A 21,616-nucleotide genomic window follows, 5' to 3' on the forward strand; every position below is an offset into this window, starting at 1 on the left:
TCGGCCAGAATTGAGAACATGAGCGGAATCGGGGCCAACATCAGGCAGCAGCGGGAACGGCTCGGGTGGAGTCAGGCACGGCTAGCACGGGAGGTTTGCCGGGCGGCCGGTGTGGTCGGGGAACCGGTCGGCCGACAGGAAGTCAGCCGGTGGGAGACAGGCAAGCGCACACCGCGCGAATGGCTGCCGTTCCTCGCTGCGGCGCTGGCCGTTCCCGTAGATGTGCTCACAACGCCACAGACGGCCGCTGAACCGCCGCTCCCCACGCTGTCCGACTTCCTCCCCGCCGAGGACCCGCTAACGCCCCTAGAGCGCCGTACAGGCGGCCGTGTCGGCGTAGCCCAAGTGGACGACTTGAAACAGCGCGTGCATGGCCTACGGCTTGCCGATGACTTCCTAGCCGGTGGGGATCTCCTGCGGCCCGCGCTACGCGAATTGCGCAAGGCCGTTCGCATGTTCCGTGAACAGTCGTACACCGAAACCACCGGCCGCCAACTCCTTATCCAGATCGGGGAGTTGGCGCAGATCGCCGGATGGATCGCGTCGGACGCTGGCCAGCAGAGCGAAGCGGAACGCATCTACCGGCTAGGACTCAGCGCGGCCACGCAGGCCGAGGACCGGACGCTAGCCGGGAACCTTGCCGGGTCGCTGGCCTACCAACTCAGCAATACCGGACGCGAGTTGGAAGGTCTAGACCTCTCACTTGCCGCACTCGACGGGGCCGGACCGGACGCACCGCCAAAGGCACGCGCGCTGTATCTCGACCGGGTGGCTTGGGCACACACGAAAGCGGGTGGGGCCGAGAATGCACAGCACGCAATGCGGGCCCTCGGGGAAGCGTCGGAAGCGCTCAGCGCAGACAGCGAGGGAACCGAGGAACCGGACTACCTGTATTGGGTTGATGCCGGGGAATTGCAAGTCATGGAAGCGCGCGTGTTCACCGAGCTACGCCGACCGCTCCGCGCTGTGCCGATACTGCGTGACGTCCTCGGCCGGTATGACGCCACACATACGCGAGAGTTGGCGCTTTATCTGTCGTGGCTTGCCGTTGCCTACGCCGACGCCAACGAACCCGAGGAATCGGCGGCCGTTGCCGAACGGGTGCTCACGCTGTCTGCCAACATTGCCAGCGAGCGAACAGCGGAACGGGCGGGGGTGGTGCTGGCCCGGCTCGCTGAGTATGCCGAGGTGCCCGAGGTGCGGGCCGTTCTGGACTCGGCGGCCTAAGAATCGAAGGGGCGGAAAACCCTTGGTATCGCTAGCCGGGGGGTACCCGGACACCCTCAGCCGGCGAGGATACCCGCCTTTATTTCGAAGGTGCCCCGGAAACGCAGAAAACCCCCGACGGCCGCGAACGGTCATCGGGGGTTCGTAGTCACCCTGAATGTTCAGGGTGGGAGCGCTCAGCGAGAATCGGGCGAGCGATCGGGGGCGGGCCTAGAACGTATCTCGGCCAAGTGTTGGCGATAGAGGCGGCGTCGTCTGAAGAAACCAATGCGCGGTTGCCGTCGCATTCTGGTGCCGTCGTCGTTAAGGGCCTCACTAGCAGAATGAGCAAAGTCATCAATTGCTGCGGCCAGCATGCGCGCCGTAGCTTGCACCCAGTCAACTGCCCGGCCCGCCGCTTCCTCCGCCTCTTGTAGGGCTTCCGGTGTGCAATCCTCGGGCAGGCCAAGTAACACAGATTCTCGCTCCCGAGCTGCGGCCATCCCATCAACTACTAGCCGCGCATGGTCGCGTACCAATACCCCGGTTGCTGCACTAATAGCGGGGGGACCAAAAAGGCTAAGCTCGATCCAGCGCTCGTTTATTTCCTTCCTGAAGGTGTTCTCTTCTTCAGGGTGCGTACTTTCATAGCTCTCAACGAGGACCCGATCTTTCAGTTCGGTCATCGATCGTAGAAACACTCTGTAAGCGTCATGCCGGGGCTGATGTCTCTGTTTCAAATGCTCAGCCCTTACAGACATCAGCACGCCGTCTCGCTGAACTTTGCCGGTGACTATCGCACCAACGACGCCTCCCACAGAGCCCGCTACTGCACCCAATACCGCTGCAAGTCCCGCATCCATGTTGGGGAGTATCAGTCACCGGCGCTCCAGTGTCGAGACCTACCGGCGCTTACCGCAGTTCCGGGGTCGTCCGGGAACCGGCACCGGTCGGCGGGGTAGCGTGTCAGCGCAAGGCTTGGCCGGGGGCCGAATCGCCAGCGAGCGGGGAAAACGCCACGCGACCAATCCGGGCCGCGCTGGTGCATCCGAGGGTTCCCAACCATCCGGGCCGAGGACAACGCGAATCGGTCTCATTCAGCCCGCCCGTATATGTCGTAAAGCTCATTGAGAATCCGCAGTGAATCCGGCTCATCCAATCCTGCAACGAGGACCTGAGAGAACAGCTCGAGATCAGTTACGGCCTCCCGGCCAAGGGCAGGACCACCGACACTAAATGCTTCGAAAGCGCGACGCCAGTACAGACAAGGCAGGGAACAGCACGGGCGATATCCTCGGAACCTTCCTCGTTCACGTCGAGGGAATGCCGGGCGGTCGCACCCTAGGCGCTGACAGAACCTTGAATTACGCATTTCTCTTCCCTCTCGAAAAGCGGGGGGCCGCTCAACGCTGTTGAAGGGACTAACAACACAGCGGAACGGCCCCCGGTCTAATGGGCACACCTCAACGTCAAGGGGTGGTTACCAGTGCTGCCAAATGTGCCGGTGCCGTTCGGCAAACTTACGCGCCCGTTCCTCTAGCACGCTGTCAGCGAAAGGCTCGGCACAATCGTGCGACTTGTCGAGTTCAGCGAATTCCGCCGGGTCCTCGGTGTGCAGCATGTAGAGAATGCCGAGACGGCCGTAATGCATATCCTCGGCCGAGGGGCCGGAATCGACCGGCGCAGCCTTACGCCGCCTTGCCACCGCGCACCCCCCACCGGGCCCGGTTCATCGCACGCGCTGCGGCGGACGCCGAACCCTTGCCCGGTGCCATATCCGCATCCTGTAGGCCGAGGGCCCGGACGATAGCGAGGAACGACGTTTCAGCGGCCCGCAGTTCCTTAAGCGAGGGATTCGGATAGAGGCTGCCACGCACGCCGCGAACGATTACGCCGCGAGTCTTCACGTCGTGCTCTAGTCCCTCGATTTGATCGAGCACAGCGCACGCCCTTTCCAGGGTGACTAGTTCGTGCGCCTCTAGGTCGAACTCATCAAGAACAGCGCGGCGAAACTCGGCGCTGAGATTCTGATTACTCATGGTGGTATCTCCAATCGTTGCGCCGTTCGCGCTGACTACATACGGTTAACCGATCTGGGCTCTCCGGACGGACAGGGAGAGCTGCTATACGCTTGCGGTCCGGCAGAGGGCCGTTCGGGGGTCACCCCCCACCCCTTTGGCCACTCTCAGTGACACTCAGCGCTGTCACGGAGCGTGAATGGCAAGCCGAATCCACAGCGAATGCAACGTGCGTCAGCACAGTTCCAGGACAGCGAGAGAACGGGGCCGGTGGTCCCATACCGACCCCGCCTCAATTCAAGTCACCAGGGGTTCGCGCGCCGTAGCTGCATCTTGCCGCGCTGGTTCTCCTCGAATGCCTCTTCCTCGCGCGCCTCGGCCAGCGCCGGTAGCTCGGCCTCAATGGTGTCTAGATCCTCGGCTAGCAGGGTGCCCGCTCGAATGCCGCTCGGGTCGTCCACAAGCCGGCGAATGACGCTCAGCGCTTCGGCCAGCGCGGGAGCACTCCAGCCGTGGTTAGAGGGCATGTAGCGCGTGTGGTTCTCGCCTAGGAGATCCCGCAGCGTGTAAACGCCTAGGAGGTTGTATAGCTCGGCCAGCGCGGGCACGTTCGCCTCTAGCTCAGCGAATGCCGACAGCACCGTTTCACGCCGCTTTAGGAATTCCGGGATGAGCGCCTGTCGGTACTGCTCGATAAACGCGCGGTCGCTGAATAGCGCGTCATATGCCTTACGGGCGGTGACCAGCCGGGGCAGCATGGCGCGGAATGCGGACAGCGTGCCGTCTACGGCTAGTTCCGCCTCCATCACCTTTACGGCGGTCCCGGCCGGTGCAGCCTTACCGGTGGACGCAGCGCGGGCATGTGCGGCCCGAGCCTCTAGCCGCACGTCCTCGGCCGCCTCGGCGCGCTGATAGTAGAGATCCGATAGCCGGTCCATTTCCCGCACAACGGTCTGTAGTGCCTGCCACCGGTCCTCGGCAACCTTCGGTGCTAGGGTCCCATGACGCTTATTGCGCATCATGAAATCGTGGTTCGGGGTGATTAGGTCTTCCGGGGTGGGCATTTGGGTTACTCCTCGGGTGTGCTTAAAGCCAGGGGGCGTGAATGCGGTTGAAGATGCGGGCGGCTAGTTCCTCGGCGTCGAAATCGGCCGGTGGCTCGACGTCGGCGCGCTCGGCCTCTCGCGCTGCGTTCCGCTCGGCGTAGTGCTCAGCCATCATGTCGTTGTGGCTAACAGCGGGGGATTCGGCCCGACGCTCGGTAATGAGTCGATCGGCATTCTCGGTCGAACCCTGCTGCATTCGCGCGCTATTGAGCCGGGAGGTTGAACCGTCCCCCGGTGTCGTCATGTCATGTGAAGTCATGGGGTTTCCTCCAGGAACGCAAAAAGGGCCCCTACTCGCCGTGGTCTCTGTTCCAGACCAACAGCGGGCAGGGGCCCGATCGGTGAGGGGTCCGCCGCATAGCGCGCGTGACATCACAACTCACCGAAGAATTAGGGGGATTGCGGGGAACAGCCGCAAAGGGGGAACCGGGGCCACACCTCAACGTTTAAGGGTGACCAGCGAAGGACCGGCCGAGGAGAGCACGACCGGTCCACGCTGACCGAGGAGGACACCCAGATATCCCGAGAGGACGAACGCAGAACGCCGTCACGATACAGAGAGTGTGTTGGTAAAGACGAAACGCCGAAAGGTCCGGAATAGCGCACGCCTACCGGCATTCGTTACTGGACCGGTACCGAGCCGGCGAGGGGTCAGCGGAAAGGCCGCGAAAGCATGAGAGTGGGTAACAGTTTTCTTGTTACCTGTACCTTCTCCCCATACGTATATGGGAGCTAGGTACAGGTAACAACTTTCCTGTGACCGCCCTTCCGTTAAACGGCCCTTCCCGCTGTCAGCGCTGCGTCTGGTCGAGAATTCCGGGGCCGAACGGCTCGGGCGTGACGATGTGCGCGGGCGGGTCGGACAGTAGGTAAATTCCCCGGTACATCCAACCCTTGCCCTTGCGCTGCACCTCGGTTACGCCGTTCGTCTTTAGGTGGTTCTTGACGTTGCTCGGGGAATACTTGGCGGACTTGTCGCCGTTATCCTCGCGCCATTCCTTCAACTCGCGGTTGAAGTCGGACCGCTTCACTTCGCTGTTGTCGTCGTAATCGAAAACCTCACCGACGAGAGGCTTTAGCGGGTCCACCTCTTCCTTGTGATGCTCGGTCGCAGCGATGACGCTAAGCGGGTCGCGTAGTCCCTCGCTGTAGTACCGAACAGCACCACGCACGACCCATGCAGCCACGCCCTCACGCTCCGGCCCCTGAATCGTCGGCTCTAGGTCCGGGTCGCGCCGGTCCGCGAAAGACTGCCCGAACAGAACGGCCTTAGTGCGGGCCCACAGCGCAGCACCACCCGAACCGAATTCCGGTAGGTAGTTGGTTGCGAGCACGATGGTAAATGTCGGATCGAAAGAGAACACCTTTCCGTGCAGGTGCCGGGTGCTGATTCGGTCCCCGCCGGATAGGTTCTTGAGTAGCGCCGTATTCATCGGCACACCCTGGTTGCCTTCCTGCGCGACGACGAGCCGCTTACCGCGCAGCGCTGCGATTTGCTCGGTGTGGACAGCCTGCCCGCGCACGTTCTCAAACACGGTGAACGGCACCTCATGGACTACGTCATGCCCGAACACCTTTTGCATGGTGCGAATGGTGGTGCCCTTGCCGTTCCGGCCGTGTTCCCCGTACCAAACGCCGAGGGCGTGTTCCCGCACCTCGCCGGTAATCGCCATGCCTAGGAAGGTCTGGTAATACCGCTGTAGTTCGACGTCACCGGGGAAGATTTCCTCAACGAACCGATCCCAGCGCGGGCACTCAGCATCGGGCACGTAATCGACATTGGCGCACTGCGTCAGCATGTCGGCCGGATTATGCGGCCGTAGTTCTCCGGTGCGGAGATCCACGGTGCCATTCCGGAACGTCAGCAGGTGCCGCGCTGTGTCGAGATCATCGACGGTTGCACTGAGCTGCGGGAGGACGGCCATTTCGGCAACCATGGCGCGGCGCTGGAAATTAACCAGCATCTTGTTAGCCGCAGCGGCGGCCCAATTCATGTCGGCCGGATTGTCGGCCCCGTGCCGCATAAGGGTTCGCGCTGCGTCGGTGATCGCCTGCATAGCGGCCCCGTCGTCGCCGGTTGCTTCCCAGGTACGGCCATTCCAGCGGTACCAACCGACGTGCTGAACGTGCCGCAATTCGTGCCCGCACTGGTCGGCAACGAACCGCGCAAAGTTCACATGCCTAACCTCGGGGTCGATGCTTAGTAGTTCGCGCTGTCGGGTCCAGTATTCGGCGTTAAACGTGGTCACTTGTCGTTCTCCAGGAATGCTAGGGCGGCGGCGGCATTGCGGGCGGCGAGGTTACGGCGCGGCTTGCTTTCGGGAGCGTCGGCCGTCCGGTGCGGGTCGGGGAAGATGAGTTGATCGTTCGCCAGCGCGCCGGGGCCGTAGTCGTTGAGGAGTTCTAGCCGTTCCTCAACCCATACGATCAGCGCGTCTACGCGGGTCCGCTGCTTTTCTGCCTCGGTCATTTCTTGGGTTCCTCCTCGGGTGAGCACACCTCAACGTTGAGGTGTGGTTATCGGGTGGTGCCGTAGGTCTTGCGCTGGTAGTAAGCGCGGCTGCGACATGAGCGACTGCAATACTTCGGGCGAGTCCCGGTACCGCAGTACGGCGGGAGCGGATTACCGCATGTGCACTTAGGCGTGTGCATGATTGGTCTCCGTTGGATCGATCCAAAATTGGGCCAAAGAAAAAGCACCCTTGGCGGGGTGCCTACAAGGTGCAGAGAGTGAGTCGGTAAAGACTCCATGGGAGGGACAGCGAGCGCGCTAGCGCATTGGACGTCGGTTGCGCGAACGCCACTCGCTTCCCTCGGGATACAGAGAGTGAGTTGGTAAACCGTAATGGCGGCGGACCGGACATTGCCGACAGGGTTGTTATGGCCCCGTTACTCGGTTTCTGAAATACCGTCAGATTTCAGCCGGCGAGTGCCTTATGTAACTCTAGGTGGTCATTCGGTTACAGCCCTTTAGGCGACCCTCTGGCGGCCGTTCCGGGGGCGGGTCGAGGGATTGGCCAGCGCAACAGCGAACGGCGCTCAGACGGCCGTGTGTGGCCTCCCTCGGGGTCGTTGTGCCCTCGGCGCTGGCATGGCCGTGAGAGCCGCTGTGTGGCCGTCTGCGGACAGCAAAGGGCCCCGCCCGGCCAGAGAGACCAGACGGGGCCAAGAGGCTGTCAGAGAGGCTTACAGGGCGTCCGGGGTGATGCCCGTTGTGATGGTGCCCTCCCGGTCGTATTCCTCCCGCAGTCGGCGGGCCAGTTCGGCTATGCCCGCCGCTATCTCCTCCGGAGTCTTCCCGCTTGCCTCCAGCGTTGCGACGACTACCGCCGTCGCCTCTACCCCGGCCACGTAACCGGCCTGAAAATTGCTCACGTTCTCTCCCTGGTATCTCCGCTTTCAGCGGCACCGCTAACTCTAAATGCTCGGGGCCCGGCAGGAGTTGTCCCACCGGGCCCCTGTAAGGCTGTCAGACGTCGGGCTGTTCGTTCCACTCAACCTGTAGCCGCGCCGGATTGAAGATGCGGCTACCGGGCTTGCCGGGACTCACCTCCAGCACCGCGAATGCCTCGGCCAGCGCATCCCGCCGGTCATCAATATGCGCGTCCTCCCACCACTGCGCGACCGTTAGGCCAGTGTCCACGGTCACCGTTCGCTGCTGCGGCGGCGTGCTCTCGATTTCCTCCCGCTTGGTTTGCAGCGCCGTAAGTCGCTCGAACAGTGCGGGAGTTGCACGCGTGGCAACCTGTGCCATCACGTCGGCAATCTCGGCGTCCACCGCTGCCAGTTCGTCTACGCCCTCGGTGATGACGTGATCGCGCATCATGCGCCGGTTACCCACAGCGCTCAGGTATCGCTCCGTGATGTGGTCCTCAATGACCTTTGCCCCCACGCTGACAGCCGCAGCGCACGTCTTCCCCACGCCTCGGGACATGCAACGGTAAGCGGCTGTCCGGCCGTTGCGCCGAACGACAGTCAGAGTTGCCCCACAGCTAAAGCACGTCAGCAGACCAGACAGCAGGCGGGACGGCTGACGGCCCATAGGCGTTGTGCGCTTTCCGGCCGGGTTGCACGCGGCTTTCAGCGCTGCGCTTTCCGCCTCGGTGACGATGGCCGGGAACGGGGCGAGGATTTCCCCGTCAGCGTCCCGGACAGGCTTACCGGCGCGCGACACTCGGCCGAGAATCGCGTCACCCGTGAGGACGTGCAGGAGTCCCCTACGGGTCCATTCCTCCGTGCGCCTCGGCTTGTAACCCTGATCATTCAGCCATCGGGCTACGCGGCCCAACGTGTGCCCGCTGAGTACGCGGTCCACGCATTCACGGATTGCCTCGGCCTCTCGCGGCTCGATAACCAGCGTCTTACCCTTACCGTCCTCGGACGGTACTGCCTTGTAGCCGTACGGAGTGAAGCCACCCCGGTACCGGCCAGCTTGCGCCAGTCGCCTGTGTGCTGCCTTGCTGCGTTCCCGCATGCGCTCACGTTCGGCGCGGGCAATCTCGGCCTGTAGCACGAACCGCATTCGGAACGTCTCGCCGTGATCGCTGTCCAGTCCCTTGACGTCGAGTAGACGAACCGGACGGCTGATAAGGCGGCCCGTATTCTGGTCCTTACCTTCGACCACATCGAGAAGTTGCGCGGCGACATTCAGACCCTCGCGGGTCAACCGGTCAACGTGCCACGTCAGCAGGACATCGGCCCGCCCGGTGCGAGCGTCCGCTATCCAGTTGAGGAATGCGGGACGGTCACGGAAACCGCCGGACAGTCCGTCATCGACGTGCAACGCAACTTCGGTCAGTCCCTCGCGCTGGCACAGTTCGCGCAAGTCAGCGGTCATGCCATCAAGGGACAGGTTCGTGTCTGCGGCCTGGCGGCTGAGCCGCACGTAGAGGCTTGCTCGGTTTTTCTTCACAGGTGATTTATAGCGCACCTCGGACCTCTCGGTGGTGCTGCACCTCGTGCGCGACCGGACAGGGCGGCGGCGGATCGCGGAGGTGCACGTGCTGGAACGGGACCCGTCGGGTCTGGTCCGGACGGTGCCGGCGCTGCGGTGGGGCCCGGAGGCCTTCGCGTACGAGCGGGGGTGGGAGCGGCTGCGGGGACTGCTGCGGACCACGGACCGCGGCAGCGGACCACGGGAGAGGGCCGGGGGATGAACGGGACGTTCGGGATGCCGGCCGGGATGTCGGCGGGCGCGGCCGCGGCGTGCATGGGGATCGCGGCCTGGCTGTGGGGCGGTGGACGGGCCGGGGTCCGGCGGGCGCGAGCGCTGCTGGTCGGCGGGGCGGTGGCCGGGGACGGGCCGCCGGGATGGTCCCGCGCGACCCGCGAGTGGCGGCGGATCCGCGGGCGGTTGCACGCGGAGTGGTGGTCGTCGGCCGCCGGGGTGGTGCTGGCGGTGCTGGGGTCGTCGGTGCTGCCCGTCGTCGCGGGGGCGGCCGGGGTGCCCCTGCTGCGGCGGGTGCGACTGGCCGCCCGGGAGCGCCGGGTGCGCGAGAGCCGGGAGGACGCGGTGATCGCGTTGTGCGGTGCGCTCGCCGGGGAGGTGCGTGCGGGGCGGCAACCCGGTGCGGCGCTGCTGACCGCCGTGCGGGACTCCGGCGGGCTCGGTGACGCCCAGGCGGCCGTGCTGGCGGCGGCGCGCTTCGGCGGGGACGTTCCGGAGGCACTCGCGGCGGCGGCGCAGCCGGGCGCCGAGGGGCTGCGCGGGCTCGCCGCCTGCTGGCGGGTGGCGGTGGACCAGGGCGCCGGGCTCGCGGACGGACTCGACCGGCTGGAAGCGGCGCTGCGGGCCGAACGCGACCGGCGTGCCGACCTGCGCGCCCAGTTGGCCGGTGCCCGCGCCACGGCGGTGATGCTCGCCGGGCTCCCGGCGGTGGGCCTCGCGCTCGGCGCGGCCCTCGGCGCCGACCCGTTGCGGATCCTGCTGCACACACCGTCGGGGCTGGGCTGTCTGGCGGCCGGCGGGGTGCTGGAGGGACTGGGGCTGTGGTGGGCGCTGCGGATCATGCGGGGCGCCGAGGAGGTGGCGGGGTGAGCGGGGACGCCGTCCACAGGCTGGGGGCAGTGGTGGGGGTGGTCTCGGCGCTGGCGTGGCCGGCGTGGTGGTGGCACCGGAGGCGACACGAGCGGCGGGTGCGGCGGCGACTGACCGAGGTGCTGGCCCTGGAGCGGGCGGTGGCCGCCCCGCGCCTCACGGTGCCGGACGCCGCGCGGGTCTGGCTGCCGCACGCCGGCGTGGCGTGTGCCGGATGGGTGCTGGTGGGCGGTCTCGCCGGGGCCGCCGCGGGGCTGATCGCCGCGGCCGGACTGTGGCGGTGGCGACGGCGGCGGTCGGCGGACGGTCCGCAGGCGCGCGAGCGGGCGCGCCTCGCGGCCGGGGCGGCGCGTCAACTGCCCCTCGCCGCCGACCTGCTCTCCGCCTGCATCGCGGCGGGCGCCGGTCCGGTGACGGCCGCACAGGCCGTCGGAGAGGCCCTGGGCGGACCGGTCGGGGAGGCCCTGGCGCGGGGCGCGGCGGAGGTGCGGCTCGGGGGTGAACCGGATGCGGCGTGGCAGCGGCTGGCCTCGGTGCCGGGCGCCGCGGCTCTGGCCCGGCTGCTGGAACGGGCCGACGTGTCCGGGCTTCCCCTGTCCACCCCCGTGGCCCGGCTCGCCGCCGAGGCCCGCGCGGAGTGGGCCCGCGCGGCGACGGCACGGGCCCGGCGGGCGGCCGTCATGGTCAGCGCGCCGGTGGGGCTGTGCTTCCTCCCCGCGTTCGTCGCGGTCGGTGTGCTGCCCGTGGTGATCGGGCTCGCGGGCGGGGTGCTGGGAGGAGGTGCCTGACGGGGGAGCGACCGGGCGGCCGGTGAGCGGGCCGCACAGACGAGTGGTGTTTCACATGGTGTTCCGACAGGACCTTTCCTCATGGGGGTTGTGATGTATCAGGCGGTACGGGCACGGCTGCGTGCCCTGGTGTGCAAGGCGCGTGCGGTGCGGAGGGACGCGGGGATGGTGACCTCCGAGTACGCGATGGGGATCGTGGCGGCGGTGGCGTTCGCCGTGGTGCTCTACAAGGTGGTCACGAGCGGGCCGGTCGGCACGGCCCTGCGCAACATCGTGCAGCAGGCACTCGATGGCCGGATGTGAGCGGGGCCGGGACCGGGGGTTCGTGACGGCGGAGTCGGCCGTGGTGCTGCCCGTGCTGGTGGTGTTCGCGACGGCACTGGTCTACGGGCTGCTGGTGGTGGCGGCACAGATCCGGTGCGTGGACGCGGCACGCACGGGCGCCCGCGCGGCGGCCCGGCAGGATCCGCCCGACGCGGTCACCGAGGTGACCCGGGAGGCGGCACCGTCCGGCGCGGAGGTCACGGTGCGCAGGGAGGCCGGGCACGTCCGGGTGGTCGTCGTGGCCAGGCCCCCGCTGCTGGACGGGCTGCCCTTCGACGTCCGGGAGGAGGCCGTGGCGGCGGTGGAGGAGACGGCGGGGGCGGCGGAGGAGACGGCGGGAGCAGGAGCATGAGCACCGCCCACCGGGTGCGACGGCCCGGGGCCCCCGGCCGGGGCGTCGCCGACCGGGGTTCCGCGACCGTCTGGAGCGTCGGGGCGATCGCCGTGCTGTGTGTCGTCTTCGGCGTCGTCCTGGCCCTCGGGCACGCGGTGGTGGTCCGGCACCGCGCGGCCGGGGGCGCGGACCTCGCGGCGCTCGCGGCGGCGGACCACTGGACGCGGGGCGGTACGGCCGCCTGTGCCCGGGCGGACCGGGTGGCCCGGGCACAGGGCACGCGGCTCGTGCGGTGCGCGGTCGACGGCGAGGTCTCGGACGTGTCGGTGGCGTCGGGCCGGGGTCCGTTCACGGCGGAGGTCAGGGCACGGGCGGGACCTCCGGGCCAGGCGGAATACCCGGACCCGGCTCCGGACCAGGACCCGCACCCGGCCCCGGTCCAAGCCCCGGGGCCCGGTCCTGCCCCGGCCCCGGCGTCCGTTCAGGAGCCGATCCCGTCTCCGGGCCCCGGTCCCGGCCCTGAGTCCGGCCCGCCTCTGACGCCGGTCCCGGAGCCGTCGCGGGCCCCGCCCCGTCCGGCGCCCCCTCCAGCAGCACCGTGAGCAGCCGTACCGCGCCCCGTTTGTGCAGGGGGTCGTTGCCGTTGCCGCACTTGGGGGACTGGATGCAGGAGGGGCAGCCGGCCTCGCACTCGCAGGAGGCGATGGCCTGGCGGGTGGCGGTGAGCCAGGCGCGGGCGGTGTGGAAGGCGCGCTCCGCGAAGCCCGCGCCGCCCGGGTGGCCGTCGTAGACGAAGACGGTGGGCAGCCGCGTGTCGGGGTGGAGGGGGATCGAGACGCCGCCGATGTCCCAGCGGTCGCAGGTCGCGAAGAGCGGCAGCATGCCGATCGACGCGTGCTCCGCGGCGTGCAGGGCACCGCCGAGGATCTCCGGATTGATCCGGGCCCGGTCCAACTGGTCCTCGGTGACCGTCCACCACACCGCGCGGGTGCGCAGCGTGCGGGGAGGGAGGTCGAGCTTCGTCTCGCCCAGCACCTCACCGGTGATGACACGCCGGCGCAGGAAGGAGACCACTTGGTTGGTGACCTCCACGGAGCCGTAGCACAGGCGGCCGGCGCCCCATGGGACCTCGGTGTCCGTCTCCAGCACGGAGATCGACGTCGTGTCCCGGGCGACCGTCGTGTACGTCGGGTTCGCCTGCTCGACCAGGGCGACGGAGTCCTCCAGGTCGAGGGACCGGACGAGGTACGTGCGGCCCTGGTGCAGGTGGACCGCGCCTTCGTGGACGCTCGCGTGGGCGGCGCCCGCGTCGACCGTGCCGAGCAGCCTGCCGGTGCCGGACTCGACGACCTGGACCGGCCGGCCGCCCTCCCCGCGGATGTCGGTGAGGTCGGCGGCCCGCTCCCGGCGGGTCCAGTGCCAGGCCCTGGTCCGGCGGCGGAGCAGCTTCGCGGCCTCCAGCTGCGGGAGGAGTCCCTCGGCGGCCGGGCCGAACAGGTCGAGGTCCTCGTCCGTCAGGGGCAGTTCCTCGGCGGCCGCGCACAGGTGCGGGGCGAGCACGTAGGGGTTGTCCGGGTCGAGGACGGTGGACTCCACGGGCTGGTCGAACAGGGCCTCGGGGTGGTGGACGAGGAAGGTGTCCAGCGGGTCGTCGCGGGCGACCAGGACGGCGAGGGCGCCCTGCCCGGACCGTCCCGCGCGGCCGGCCTGCTGCCACAGGGAGGCCCGGGTGCCCGGGTATCCGGCGAGCACCACCGCGTCCAGGCCGGAGACGTCCACGCCGAGCTCCAGCGCGTTGGTCGCGGCCAGGCCGAGGAGTTCGCCGGAGTGCAGGGCCCGTTCCAGGGCGCGGCGCTCCTCGGGGAGATAGCCGCCCCGGTACGCCGCGACCCGCCGGACCAGTGAGCGGTCGACCTCGGCGAGGCGTTCCTGGGCGATCACGGAGATCAGCTCGGCGCCGCGCCGGGAGCGCACGAAGGCGACCGAGCGGACGCCCTGCACGGTGAGGTCGGTCAGCAGGTCGGCGGCCTCGGCGGTGGCGGTGCGGCGGACGGGCGCGCCCCTCTCGCCGTGCAGCTCGGTCAGGGGCGGCTCCCAGAGGGCGAACACCAGTTCACCGCGCGGCGAGGCGTCGTCGGCGACCTCGACCACCGGCAGGCCGGTGAGCCGGCGGGCGGCGACCGCGGGCTCGGCGGCGGTCGCGGAGGCCAGCAGGAACACCGGCGAGGCCCCGTAGCGGGCGCACAGCCGGCGCAGTCGGCGCAGCACCTGGGCGACGTGCGAGCCGAAGACGCCCCGGTAGGTGTGGCACTCGTCGACGACGACGTACTTCAGCGCCTTGAGGAAGGAGGACCAGCGGGGGTGGGACGGCAGGACGCCCCGGTGCAGCATGTCCGGGTTGGTCAGCACGTAATTGGCGTACTGGCGGATCCACTCGCGTTCCTCGAACGGGGTGTCGCCGTCGTAGACCGCCGCGCGCACCGAATGGCCCAGCGGATGTGAAAGTTCCTTCACGGACCGGCACTGGTCCGCCGCGAGGGCCTTGGTGGGGGCGAGGTAGAGGGCGGTCGCGCCACGGCCGTTCGGGGCCTCGGAGCCGTCCAGGAGCGCCGACAGGACCGGCGCGAGGTACGCCAGGGACTTGCCGGAGGCCGTGCCGGTGGCGACCACGACCGACTCGCCGTCCAGGGCGTGTTCGGCGGCGCGTGCCTGGTGGGCCCAGGGGTGGTCGATGCCCGCGGCCCGCACGGCGGCGACGACCTCCGTACGGATCCGGTCCGGCCAGACGGCATGGCGGCCCGCGCGCGGGGGCAAGTGCTCCGTATGAGTGATGCGCGAAGCCCGGCCCGGTCCGGACGCGAGCCGGTCCAGGACCGTGCCCGGAGCGGGGCCGGACGCGGTGTCCGTCGGGGATCGATCGGATCGGTGATTCTTGGCCATCGGCACCGAGTGTGTCACCGGCGTGACGGACAATGGGGCCAAGGCGTCGTGCACGCCTGCCGGTAAGTGATTGAATGCCATCGCGGCTGGCGAACCGTCCCGGGGGCTGAGCCGAGATGCCCCAAGGGCGACCGCTCGATAGCTAGGTGCTGGAGGATCCGTGGACCTGTCCCTGTCGACCGAGACCATGGGCGATCGCACGATCGTCAGGGTCGGTGGCGAAATCGACGTATATACCGCGCCCAAGCTGCGCGAGCAGCTGGTCGAGCTGGTGAACGACGGCAGTTTCCACCTTGTCGTCGACATGGAAGGTGTGGACTTCCTCGACTCCACCGGTCTCGGCGTACTGGTCGGCGGCCTGAAGCGCGTCCGTGCCCATGAGGGCTCGTTGCGCCTGGTCTGCAACCAGGAGCGCATTCTCAAGATCTTCCGTATCACCGGCCTCACCAAGGTGTTCCCGATTCACACCTCGGTCGAGGAAGCGGTGGCGGCCACCGACTGATCACCGGTCCCGGGCCGGCGTGCCCGGGCAGCAGAAATGAAGCACGAGGGGAGGCCGGGCTCTTCGGCGGCCCGGCCCCTCCACAGCACGCCCGTACCTGCGAGGGGGATGCATGGCCACCGTCGAGCTCCGCTTCAGCGCGTTGCCCGAGCACGTCAGGACCGCCCGGCTCGTGGCGGCGGCGGTGGCGCGCAGGGCCGGAGTGGACGAGGCCGTCCTCGACGAGGTCAGGCTCGCGGTCGGTGAGGCGTGCACACGGGCCGTGGGACTGCACCAGAACGGCGGAATCCCGGCACCCGTGAAGGTGCTGCTGATCGAGGAGGAGAAGCAGTTCTCCATCGAGGTCGGCGACGAGGCACCCCATGCGGTCCCCGGCGGGCCCGGTGACGGGCCCGGCGACGCGGACGTCGAGATCGAGGAGGACGAGATGGGCCTCGCGGTCATCAGCGGCCTCGTCGACGACGTGGAAGTGAGTGCCGGGGAGAACGGCGGATCGATCCGCATGAGGTGGCCCCTCACGCCGCCGGTCACCCTCCCGGCCTGAGCCGGCTCACCCGAACAGCGCTTCTTCCCGACGAAGGGCCCCACCCGTGGGGCCCTTCGTCGTGTGCGGCTGTCGATGCCCGCGCTTACAGTGGTCACGTGCGCTTGATCGAGTGAATTCATTCACGATCAATCGCGCCACGGAAAGTACGACCGCGTGAATGCATCAAAAGCATTACCGATTCGGCTTCCCGGCCATCCGGCGATCATCGGGTGAAGGGTGAGTGCAGGACATTTACATTTCACGCGCTCTGTTTTGATCAGGTTCCGGTACCTACAATCCCGTCCACATCTTGAGCTCAGCCCAAGCGTCAAGGAGGACGAATGGCGGGGCTTTCCATCGCATATGAGTCGGGTCAACCCACATCCCTCGCAGCCGCCGTGCTGACCGACGACAACCGCCTGCTCGTGGTGGTCATCGGCGTCGTGGCACTGGCGGCGCTGGTAGTCGCGGGAGTCCTGGTGCGCCAGGTGCTCGCGGCCGACGAGGGCACCGACGGCATGAAGGAGATCGCGGCAGCGGTCCAGGAGGGCGCGAACGCCTATCTGGCCCGTCAGCTGCGCACGCTCGGCGTATTCGCCGTCGTCGTGTTCTTCCTGCTCATGCTGCTGCCCGCGGACGACTGGAATCAGCGTGCCGGACGGTCGGTGTTCTTCTTGATCGGAGCGGCGTTCTCGGCGGCCACCGGCTATATCGGCATGTGGCTCGCCGTGCGCAGTAATGTGCGGGTCGCCGCGGCGGCGCGCGAAGCCACTCCGGCCGAGGGCGAGCCGGAAAAGGATCTCACCGCGGTATCGCACAGGGCGATGAAGATCGCTTTTCGCACGGGTGGCGTCGTCGGCATGTTCACCGTCGGCCTCGGCCTGCTGGGCGCCTCCTGCGTGGTGCTGGTGTACGCGGCCGACGCGCCGAAGGTGCTCGAGGGGTTCGGACTCGGGGCCGCGCTGATCGCGATGTTCATGAGGGTCGGCGGCGGCATCTTCACCAAGGCCGCCGACGTCGGCGCCGACCTGGTCGGCAAGGTCGAGCAGGGCATCCCGGAGGACGATCCGCGCAATGCCGCGACCATCGCCGACAACGTGGGCGACAACGTCGGCGACTGCGCGGGCATGGCGGCCGACCTCTTCGAGTCGTACGCCGTGACCCTGGTGGCCGCGCTGATCCTGGGCTCGGCGGCGTTCGGCGACGCGGGGCTCGCCTTCCCGCTGCTGGTGCCGGCGATCGGCGTCCTCACCGCGATGATCGGCATCTTCGCGGTGGCGCCGAGGCGCGCCGACCGCAGCGGCATGAGCGCGATCAACCGGGGGTTCTTCATCTCCGCGGTGATCTCGCTGGCGCTGGTCGCGATCGCGGTGTTCACCTATCTGCCGTCGTCCTACGCCGACCTCGACGGCGTCACCGACGCGGCGATCCAGGGCAAGGACGGCGATCCGCGGATCCTCGCGCTCGTCGCGGTGGCCATCGGCATCGTGCTCGCCGCCCTCATCCAGCAGCTCACCGGCTACTTCACCGAGACGACCCGGCGCCCGGTGAAGGACATCGGCAGGACCTCCCTCACCGGCCCGGCCACCGTCGTCCTCGCCGGTATCTCCATCGGTCTCGAATCCGCCGTCTACACCGCCCTGTTGATCGGTCTCGGCGTCTACGGGGCGTTCCTGCTCGGCGGTACGTCGATCATGCTGGCGCTGTTCGCGGTGGCGCTGGCCGGCACCGGCCTGCTCACCACGGTCGGGGTGATCGTCGCGATGGACACCTTCGGGCCGGTCTCCGACAACGCGCAGGGCATCGCCGAGATGTCCGGCGACGTCGAGGGCGCGGGCGCCCAGGTGCTCACCGACCTGGACGCGGTCGGCAACACCACCAAGGCCATCACCAAGGGCATCGCCATCGCCACGGCGGTGCTGGCCGCGGCGGCGCTGTTCGGCTCCTACCGGGACGCCATCACCAGCGGCGCGAGAGACGTGGGCGAGCGGCTCAGCGGTGAGGGCGCGCCGATGAGCCTGATGATGGACATCTCGCAGCCCAACAACCTCGTCGGTCTGATCGCGGGCGCGGCGGTCGTCTTCCTGTTCTCCGGGCTGGCGATCAACGCGGTGTCGCGGTCGGCGGGTTCGGTGGTCTTCGAGGTGCGGCGGCAGTTCCGCGAGAAGCCCGGGATCATGGACTACAGCGAGAAGCCGGAGTACGGCAAGGTCGTCGACATCTGCACCAGGGACGCCCTGCGCGAGCTGGCCACACCGGGTCTGCTCGCCGTGATGGCACCGATCTTCATCGGGTTCACGCTCGGTGTCGGGGCCCTGGGCGCGTTCCTCGCGGGCGCGATCGGCGCGGGCACGCTGATGGCGGTGTTCCTCGCCAACTCCGGCGGTGCCTGGGACAACGCGAAGAAACTCGTCGAGGACGGGCACCACGGCGGCAAGGGCAGCGAGGCCCACGCGGCCACCGTGATCGGCGACACCGTCGGCGACCCCTTCAAGGACACCGCCGGTCCCGCGATCAACCCCCTGCTGAAGGTGATGAACCTGGTGGCGCTGCTCATCGCGCCCGCGGTCATCAAGTTCTCCTACGGCGCCGACAAGAGCGTAGGGATGCGGGTGCTGATCGCGGTCCTCGCGCTGGCGGTGATCGTCGGCGCGGTGTACGTGTCCAAGCGGCGCGGTATCGCCGTGGGGGACGAGGACGACTCCGAACCGGAGCCCAAGTCGGCCGATCCGGCGGTGGTTTCCTAGCGGACGCCGGAGAGGACGAGATCAATGTGCGGGCGGACGGCGCGTCTTGACGCGACGTCCGCCCGCCCCTCGTGGGGCCCTCGCGCGTGAGCCTTCTCTCGCTTGGTGCAAACGGCTTCAAAAGTGTTTTATCGGTCGTACGGCGGGTGGGCGTCGCCCATCCGGCGTGTATGTTCCGGGGCCGAGAGCCATGGAAGGGACCAAACCGGTGAACAAGAAGCTCGCGGCCGCACTGTCCGGCGGTGCGGTACTGGTACTGGCGCTGACGGGATGCAGCAGCGACGACGGCAACGAGAAGCTGGACGCCTGGGCGAAGGAGGTCTGCGACGCGGTGCAGCCGCAGGCCAAGAAGATCGCGGCGGCCAACGCCGCGATCCAGAAGGAGACCTCGGACAACAGCACCCCGGAAGAGGTCCAGAAGGCCGATTCGAAGGCGTTCCAGGACATGTCCGACGCCTACAAGGCGATCGGCACGGCCGTGAACAAGGCCGGGGCGCCGGACGTCGAGAACGGCGAGCAGAAACTGACGAACGCGGTGAAGGAGCTCAACGGCATCTCCGCGTCGTACGCCTCCCTGAAGAAGCAGGTCGACGCCCTCGACACCGAGGACCAGGCGAAGTTCGCCGACGGTCTGAAGGGCATCGCCACCGAGCTGGACAAGCTGAGCAAGAGCGGCAACGACGCCCTCAACGAACTGGAGGAGGGCGAGGTCGGCGAGGCGATGGCCCGGCAGGCCAGCTGCAAGACGGCCACCGCGCCGGCGTCGGCCGCGGAGGGCTGAGACGTCCACGGCGGCCGGCCCGACCGCGGCACGCGCGGGCCGGGAGCGGCGGTCACAATGGGGGCGTGAGTAACGCCGGCCTGCCGCCCCTGCCCTCGTCCGACCGCCCCGACGCCGCCGCCCGGCTGCGGGACGCGCTGCTCGGAGCCTCCTTCACCGCCGACGGGCTGCTCGAACTGCTCGGGGCCCCCGCGTACGCGGCGCTGGCCCGCGGCGAGACCGTGCCCGCCCTCCGGGCCACCCGCGGGGACACGCCGCTGGAGGTGCTCGTACGGCTGTTCCTGTTGCAGCAGCCCGTGCCGCGCGCGCGGGTGGCGGACGTGCTGCCCGTGGACACCTGCCTGGAGAGCGGGTGGCTGACGCGGGCCGGCGCGGACGAGGTCGCCGCGACCGTGGACGTGCGGCCGTACGGCGGGCCGGACGGCGAGGACTGGTTCATCGTCTCCGACCTGGGGTGCGCGGTCGGCGGCGCCGGGGGCATCGGCAGCCGTGACGAGGGAGTCGTCCTCGGTGTCGGCGGGGCGTCCACGACCCTGGCCGGCATCACCGTCCGCAGGCCCGTCTCCTCCGCGCTCGACCTCGGCACCGGCTCCGGCATCCAGGCCCTGCACGCCACCCGGCACGCCACACGGGTGACGGCCACCGACGTCAATCCGCGCGCGCTGCACATCACCGCGCTCACCCTGGCCCTCTCCGGCGCCCCGGCCGCCGAGCTGCGCGAGGGGTCGCTGTTCACGCCCGTCCGGGACGACGAGACGTACGACCTGATCGTGTCCAACCCGCCCTTCGTGATCTCGCCGGGCGCGCGGCTCACCTACCGCGACGGCGGGATGGGCGGGGACGATCTGTGCCGCACGCTCGTTCAGGGAGCGGGAGAACGGCTCAGCGAGGGCGGATTCGCGCAGTTCCTCGCCAACTGGCAGCACGTCGAGGGGGAGGACTGGCAGGACAGGCTCAGGTCTTGGGTGCCGCGGGGGTGCGACGCCTGGATCGTGCAGCGCGAGGTGCAGGACGTCACCCAGTACGCCGAGCTGTGGCTGCGGGACGCGGGCGACCACCGCGGGGACGAGGCCGAGTACCGGGCGCGGTACGACGCGTGGCTGGACGAGTTCGAGGCGCGCAAGGTGAGGGCGGTCGGCTTCGGCTGGATCACCCTGCGCAGGTCCGGCGCCGCCGTGCCGTCGGTCACGGTCGAGGAGTGGCCGCACCCGGTGGAGCAACCGCTCGGCGAGACGGTCCGGGCGCACTTCGACCGGCTCGACCACCTGCGGTCGCACGACGACGCGGCGTTGCTCGAGGCGCGCTTCCGGCTGGCCGCGGAGGTCGTCCAGGAGCAGGTCGGGCCGCCCGGCGCCGAGGACCCGGAGCACATCGTGCTGCGTCAGAACCGCGGGATGCGCCGGGCCACCAGGATGGACACGGTCGGCGCGGGCTTCGCGGGGGTGTGCGACGGCACGATGAGCGCGGGCCGCATCCTGGACGCCATCGCCCAGCTCCTCGGCGAGGACCCCGTGCTGCTCCGGGACCGCACGCCCGCACAGATCCGGTTGCTGGTGGAGCAGGGATTCCTGGAGCCGGTCGACTGAGGGGCGTGAGGTGGTCGGCCCGGGGGCGTGAGGTGGTCGACCGAGGGGCGTGAGGTGGCCGACTGAGGAGCGTGAGGTGGCCGGCCCGGGGGCGTGAGGCGGTCGACCGAGGAGCGCGAGGTGGCCGGCCGGGGGGTGTGAGACGGTCGGCCGGGGGCGTGAGGCGGCCGGATCCGCTCCGCGACCGTGTTGTTTCACGTCGATCCGGAATCCCGTCGTCGGGATTCCGGACCGGGCCGACCCCGGCTCGCCACCGACCCGCCGCCCCCGCGTTCACCTCCGGTTCGCCCGCGCGCCGCCCGGGCGTGGCAGCGTCACTTCCCGACCGGCACCGGCGGACGGGGAAGAGGGGCTCGCGGGACCATGGAGAGCGGACCGGCGATCTTCGCGGGAATGGTGTTCTGCCTGTTCGGGGGCGGGCTGCTGGCGTGGACCGCGACCCGTGTACGGCAGCACCGCCCCGTCGCCCACGGTGTGAGTCCCGTCGCATCGGCAGCCGTCGCCGGGCTCGCCGCGGTGATCTTCCTGACGGTCGGCGCATGGTGCTTCACCCGCCTCTGAAGAGCGGATGGCCGCCCCCGATCCCGGGTAACCGGTAGACAGCACTCCGCATAAGCACGGGCAGGACTGGACACTCCGGGCGGCAGGAACGGCGGTAGTCGGGTTACCGTTCGAGTGGCCGTTGCGGACTTTTCCCGTTTGACACGGGGGCGGGATGTAC

The 21,616-nt window shown here is 68.7% G+C and carries 20 protein-coding genes and 2 pseudogenes; 13 read left to right on the top strand and 9 right to left on the bottom strand.

The genetic code is table 11. The features are described 5' to 3' along the window. Positions 1–18: 18 nt before the first annotated feature. Complete coding sequence (locus tag B7L92_RS09615) at positions 19–1,227, top strand: helix-turn-helix domain-containing protein (RefSeq protein ID WP_081237011.1); 1,209 nt, start codon at positions 19–21, stop codon at positions 1,225–1,227. 176 nt (positions 1,228–1,403) lie between these two features. Here B7L92_RS09615 and B7L92_RS40230 read toward each other — a convergent pair whose 3' ends face one another. From B7L92_RS40230 to B7L92_RS09650, 8 genes are all read right to left on the bottom strand, one after another. Then, on the bottom strand, positions 1,404–1,892 hold the full coding sequence (locus tag B7L92_RS40230) for a hypothetical protein (RefSeq protein ID WP_143626276.1): 489 nt from the start codon (positions 1,890–1,892) through the stop codon (positions 1,404–1,406). Between the two features lie 1,002 nt (positions 1,893–2,894). After that, positions 2,895–3,245 (bottom strand): P27 family phage terminase small subunit, encoded by a 351-nt coding sequence (locus tag B7L92_RS09620; RefSeq protein WP_081237012.1) that lies wholly within the window; start codon positions 3,243–3,245, stop codon positions 2,895–2,897. A gap of 281 nt (positions 3,246–3,526) precedes the next feature. After that, the gene (locus tag B7L92_RS09625; RefSeq protein ID WP_081237013.1) at positions 3,527–4,288 is read right to left on the bottom strand and encodes a hypothetical protein; all 762 of its coding nucleotides are present in this window, start codon (positions 4,286–4,288) and stop codon (positions 3,527–3,529) included. A 22-nt stretch (positions 4,289–4,310) separates the two neighbouring features. Beyond that, entirely contained in the window at positions 4,311–4,589 is a 279-nt protein-coding gene (locus B7L92_RS09630) for a hypothetical protein (protein ID WP_143626277.1), read from the bottom strand. Between the two features lie 532 nt (positions 4,590–5,121). Next, complete coding sequence (locus tag B7L92_RS09635; protein ID WP_159461018.1) at positions 5,122–6,579, bottom strand: DNA primase family protein; 1,458 nt, start codon at positions 6,577–6,579, stop codon at positions 5,122–5,124. Further along, positions 6,576–6,800 carry a hypothetical protein gene (locus B7L92_RS09640; RefSeq protein ID WP_081237017.1) on the bottom strand — a complete coding sequence of 75 codons (225 nt, stop codon included), beginning with the start codon at positions 6,798–6,800 and terminating at the stop codon, positions 6,576–6,578. The genes B7L92_RS09635 and B7L92_RS09640 overlap by 4 nt, the downstream gene beginning before the upstream one ends. A gap of 716 nt (positions 6,801–7,516) precedes the next feature. Beyond that, positions 7,517–7,705 (bottom strand): hypothetical protein, encoded by a 189-nt coding sequence (locus B7L92_RS09645; protein WP_081237018.1) that lies wholly within the window; start codon positions 7,703–7,705, stop codon positions 7,517–7,519. A gap of 94 nt (positions 7,706–7,799) precedes the next feature. Continuing rightward, positions 7,800–9,242: a recombinase family protein gene (locus B7L92_RS09650; protein ID WP_159461019.1), complete on the bottom strand. Its 1,443-nt coding sequence runs from the start codon at positions 9,240–9,242 to the stop codon at positions 7,800–7,802. A 25-nt stretch (positions 9,243–9,267) separates the two neighbouring features. Between B7L92_RS09650 and B7L92_RS40605 the strand changes: the two are divergent. The 6 genes and pseudogenes from B7L92_RS40605 to B7L92_RS09675 form a co-directional block, all read left to right on the top strand. Then, a pseudogene (locus B7L92_RS40605) lies at positions 9,268–9,486 on the top strand (TadA family conjugal transfer-associated ATPase); the annotation flags it as partial. Beyond that, a complete protein-coding gene (locus tag B7L92_RS09655; protein ID WP_081237021.1) occupies positions 9,483–10,367 on the top strand; it encodes a type II secretion system F family protein in 885 nt (294 codons plus the stop codon). The pseudogene B7L92_RS40605 and the gene B7L92_RS09655, both read left to right, overlap by 4 nt. Continuing rightward, a complete protein-coding gene (locus B7L92_RS09660) occupies positions 10,364–11,155 on the top strand; it encodes a type II secretion system F family protein (protein WP_081237022.1) in 792 nt (263 codons plus the stop codon). The genes B7L92_RS09655 and B7L92_RS09660 overlap by 4 nt, the downstream gene beginning before the upstream one ends. 93 nt (positions 11,156–11,248) lie before the next feature. Further along, on the top strand, positions 11,249–11,458 hold the full coding sequence (locus tag B7L92_RS09665) for a DUF4244 domain-containing protein (RefSeq protein ID WP_081237024.1): 210 nt from the start codon (positions 11,249–11,251) through the stop codon (positions 11,456–11,458). Beyond that, complete coding sequence (locus B7L92_RS09670; RefSeq protein ID WP_081237025.1) at positions 11,445–11,831, top strand: TadE family type IV pilus minor pilin; 387 nt, start codon at positions 11,445–11,447, stop codon at positions 11,829–11,831. Before B7L92_RS09665 ends, B7L92_RS09670 begins: the two co-directional genes overlap by 14 nt. After that, positions 11,828–12,133 (top strand): annotated as a pseudogene (locus tag B7L92_RS09675) (Rv3654c family TadE-like protein); the annotation flags it as partial. The gene B7L92_RS09670 and the pseudogene B7L92_RS09675, both read left to right, overlap by 4 nt. 40 nt (positions 12,134–12,173) lie before the next feature. On the opposite strand, the gene B7L92_RS09680 reads toward B7L92_RS09675, so the two are convergent. After that, positions 12,174–14,834, bottom strand: a complete 2,661-nt coding sequence (locus tag B7L92_RS09680; protein ID WP_255310843.1) for a DEAD/DEAH box helicase — start codon at positions 14,832–14,834, stop codon at positions 12,174–12,176. Positions 14,835–14,913: 79 nt separating this feature from the next. Here B7L92_RS09680 and bldG point away from each other — a divergent pair, with 79 nt between their 5' ends. From bldG to B7L92_RS09710, 6 genes are all read left to right on the top strand, one after another. Beyond that, complete coding sequence (bldG, locus tag B7L92_RS09685) at positions 14,914–15,255, top strand: anti-sigma factor antagonist BldG (RefSeq protein WP_003991900.1); 342 nt, start codon at positions 14,914–14,916, stop codon at positions 15,253–15,255. Positions 15,256–15,367: 112 nt separating this feature from the next. After that, positions 15,368–15,799, top strand: a complete 432-nt coding sequence (locus tag B7L92_RS09690; protein WP_081237026.1) for an ATP-binding protein — start codon at positions 15,368–15,370, stop codon at positions 15,797–15,799. Positions 15,800–16,122: 323 nt separating this feature from the next. Continuing rightward, positions 16,123–18,528 (top strand): sodium-translocating pyrophosphatase, encoded by a 2,406-nt coding sequence (locus B7L92_RS09695; RefSeq protein WP_081237028.1) that lies wholly within the window; start codon positions 16,123–16,125, stop codon positions 18,526–18,528. A 190-nt stretch (positions 18,529–18,718) separates the two neighbouring features. Further along, positions 18,719–19,309, top strand: coding sequence for a small secreted protein (locus tag B7L92_RS09700; RefSeq protein ID WP_081237030.1), 591 nt, complete (start codon positions 18,719–18,721; stop codon positions 19,307–19,309). A gap of 65 nt (positions 19,310–19,374) precedes the next feature. Further along, positions 19,375–20,895, top strand: a complete 1,521-nt coding sequence (locus B7L92_RS09705; RefSeq protein ID WP_081237031.1) for a DUF7059 domain-containing protein — start codon at positions 19,375–19,377, stop codon at positions 20,893–20,895. Between the two features lie 363 nt (positions 20,896–21,258). After that, entirely contained in the window at positions 21,259–21,456 is a 198-nt protein-coding gene (locus B7L92_RS09710; protein WP_004985157.1) for a hypothetical protein, read from the top strand. The last annotated feature ends 160 nt before the right edge of the window (positions 21,457–21,616 follow it).

It is taken from the genome of Streptomyces viridosporus (assembly GCF_002078235.1).
GTDB classification, from domain to species: Bacteria; Actinomycetota; Actinomycetes; order Streptomycetales; family Streptomycetaceae; genus Streptomyces; species Streptomyces viridosporus.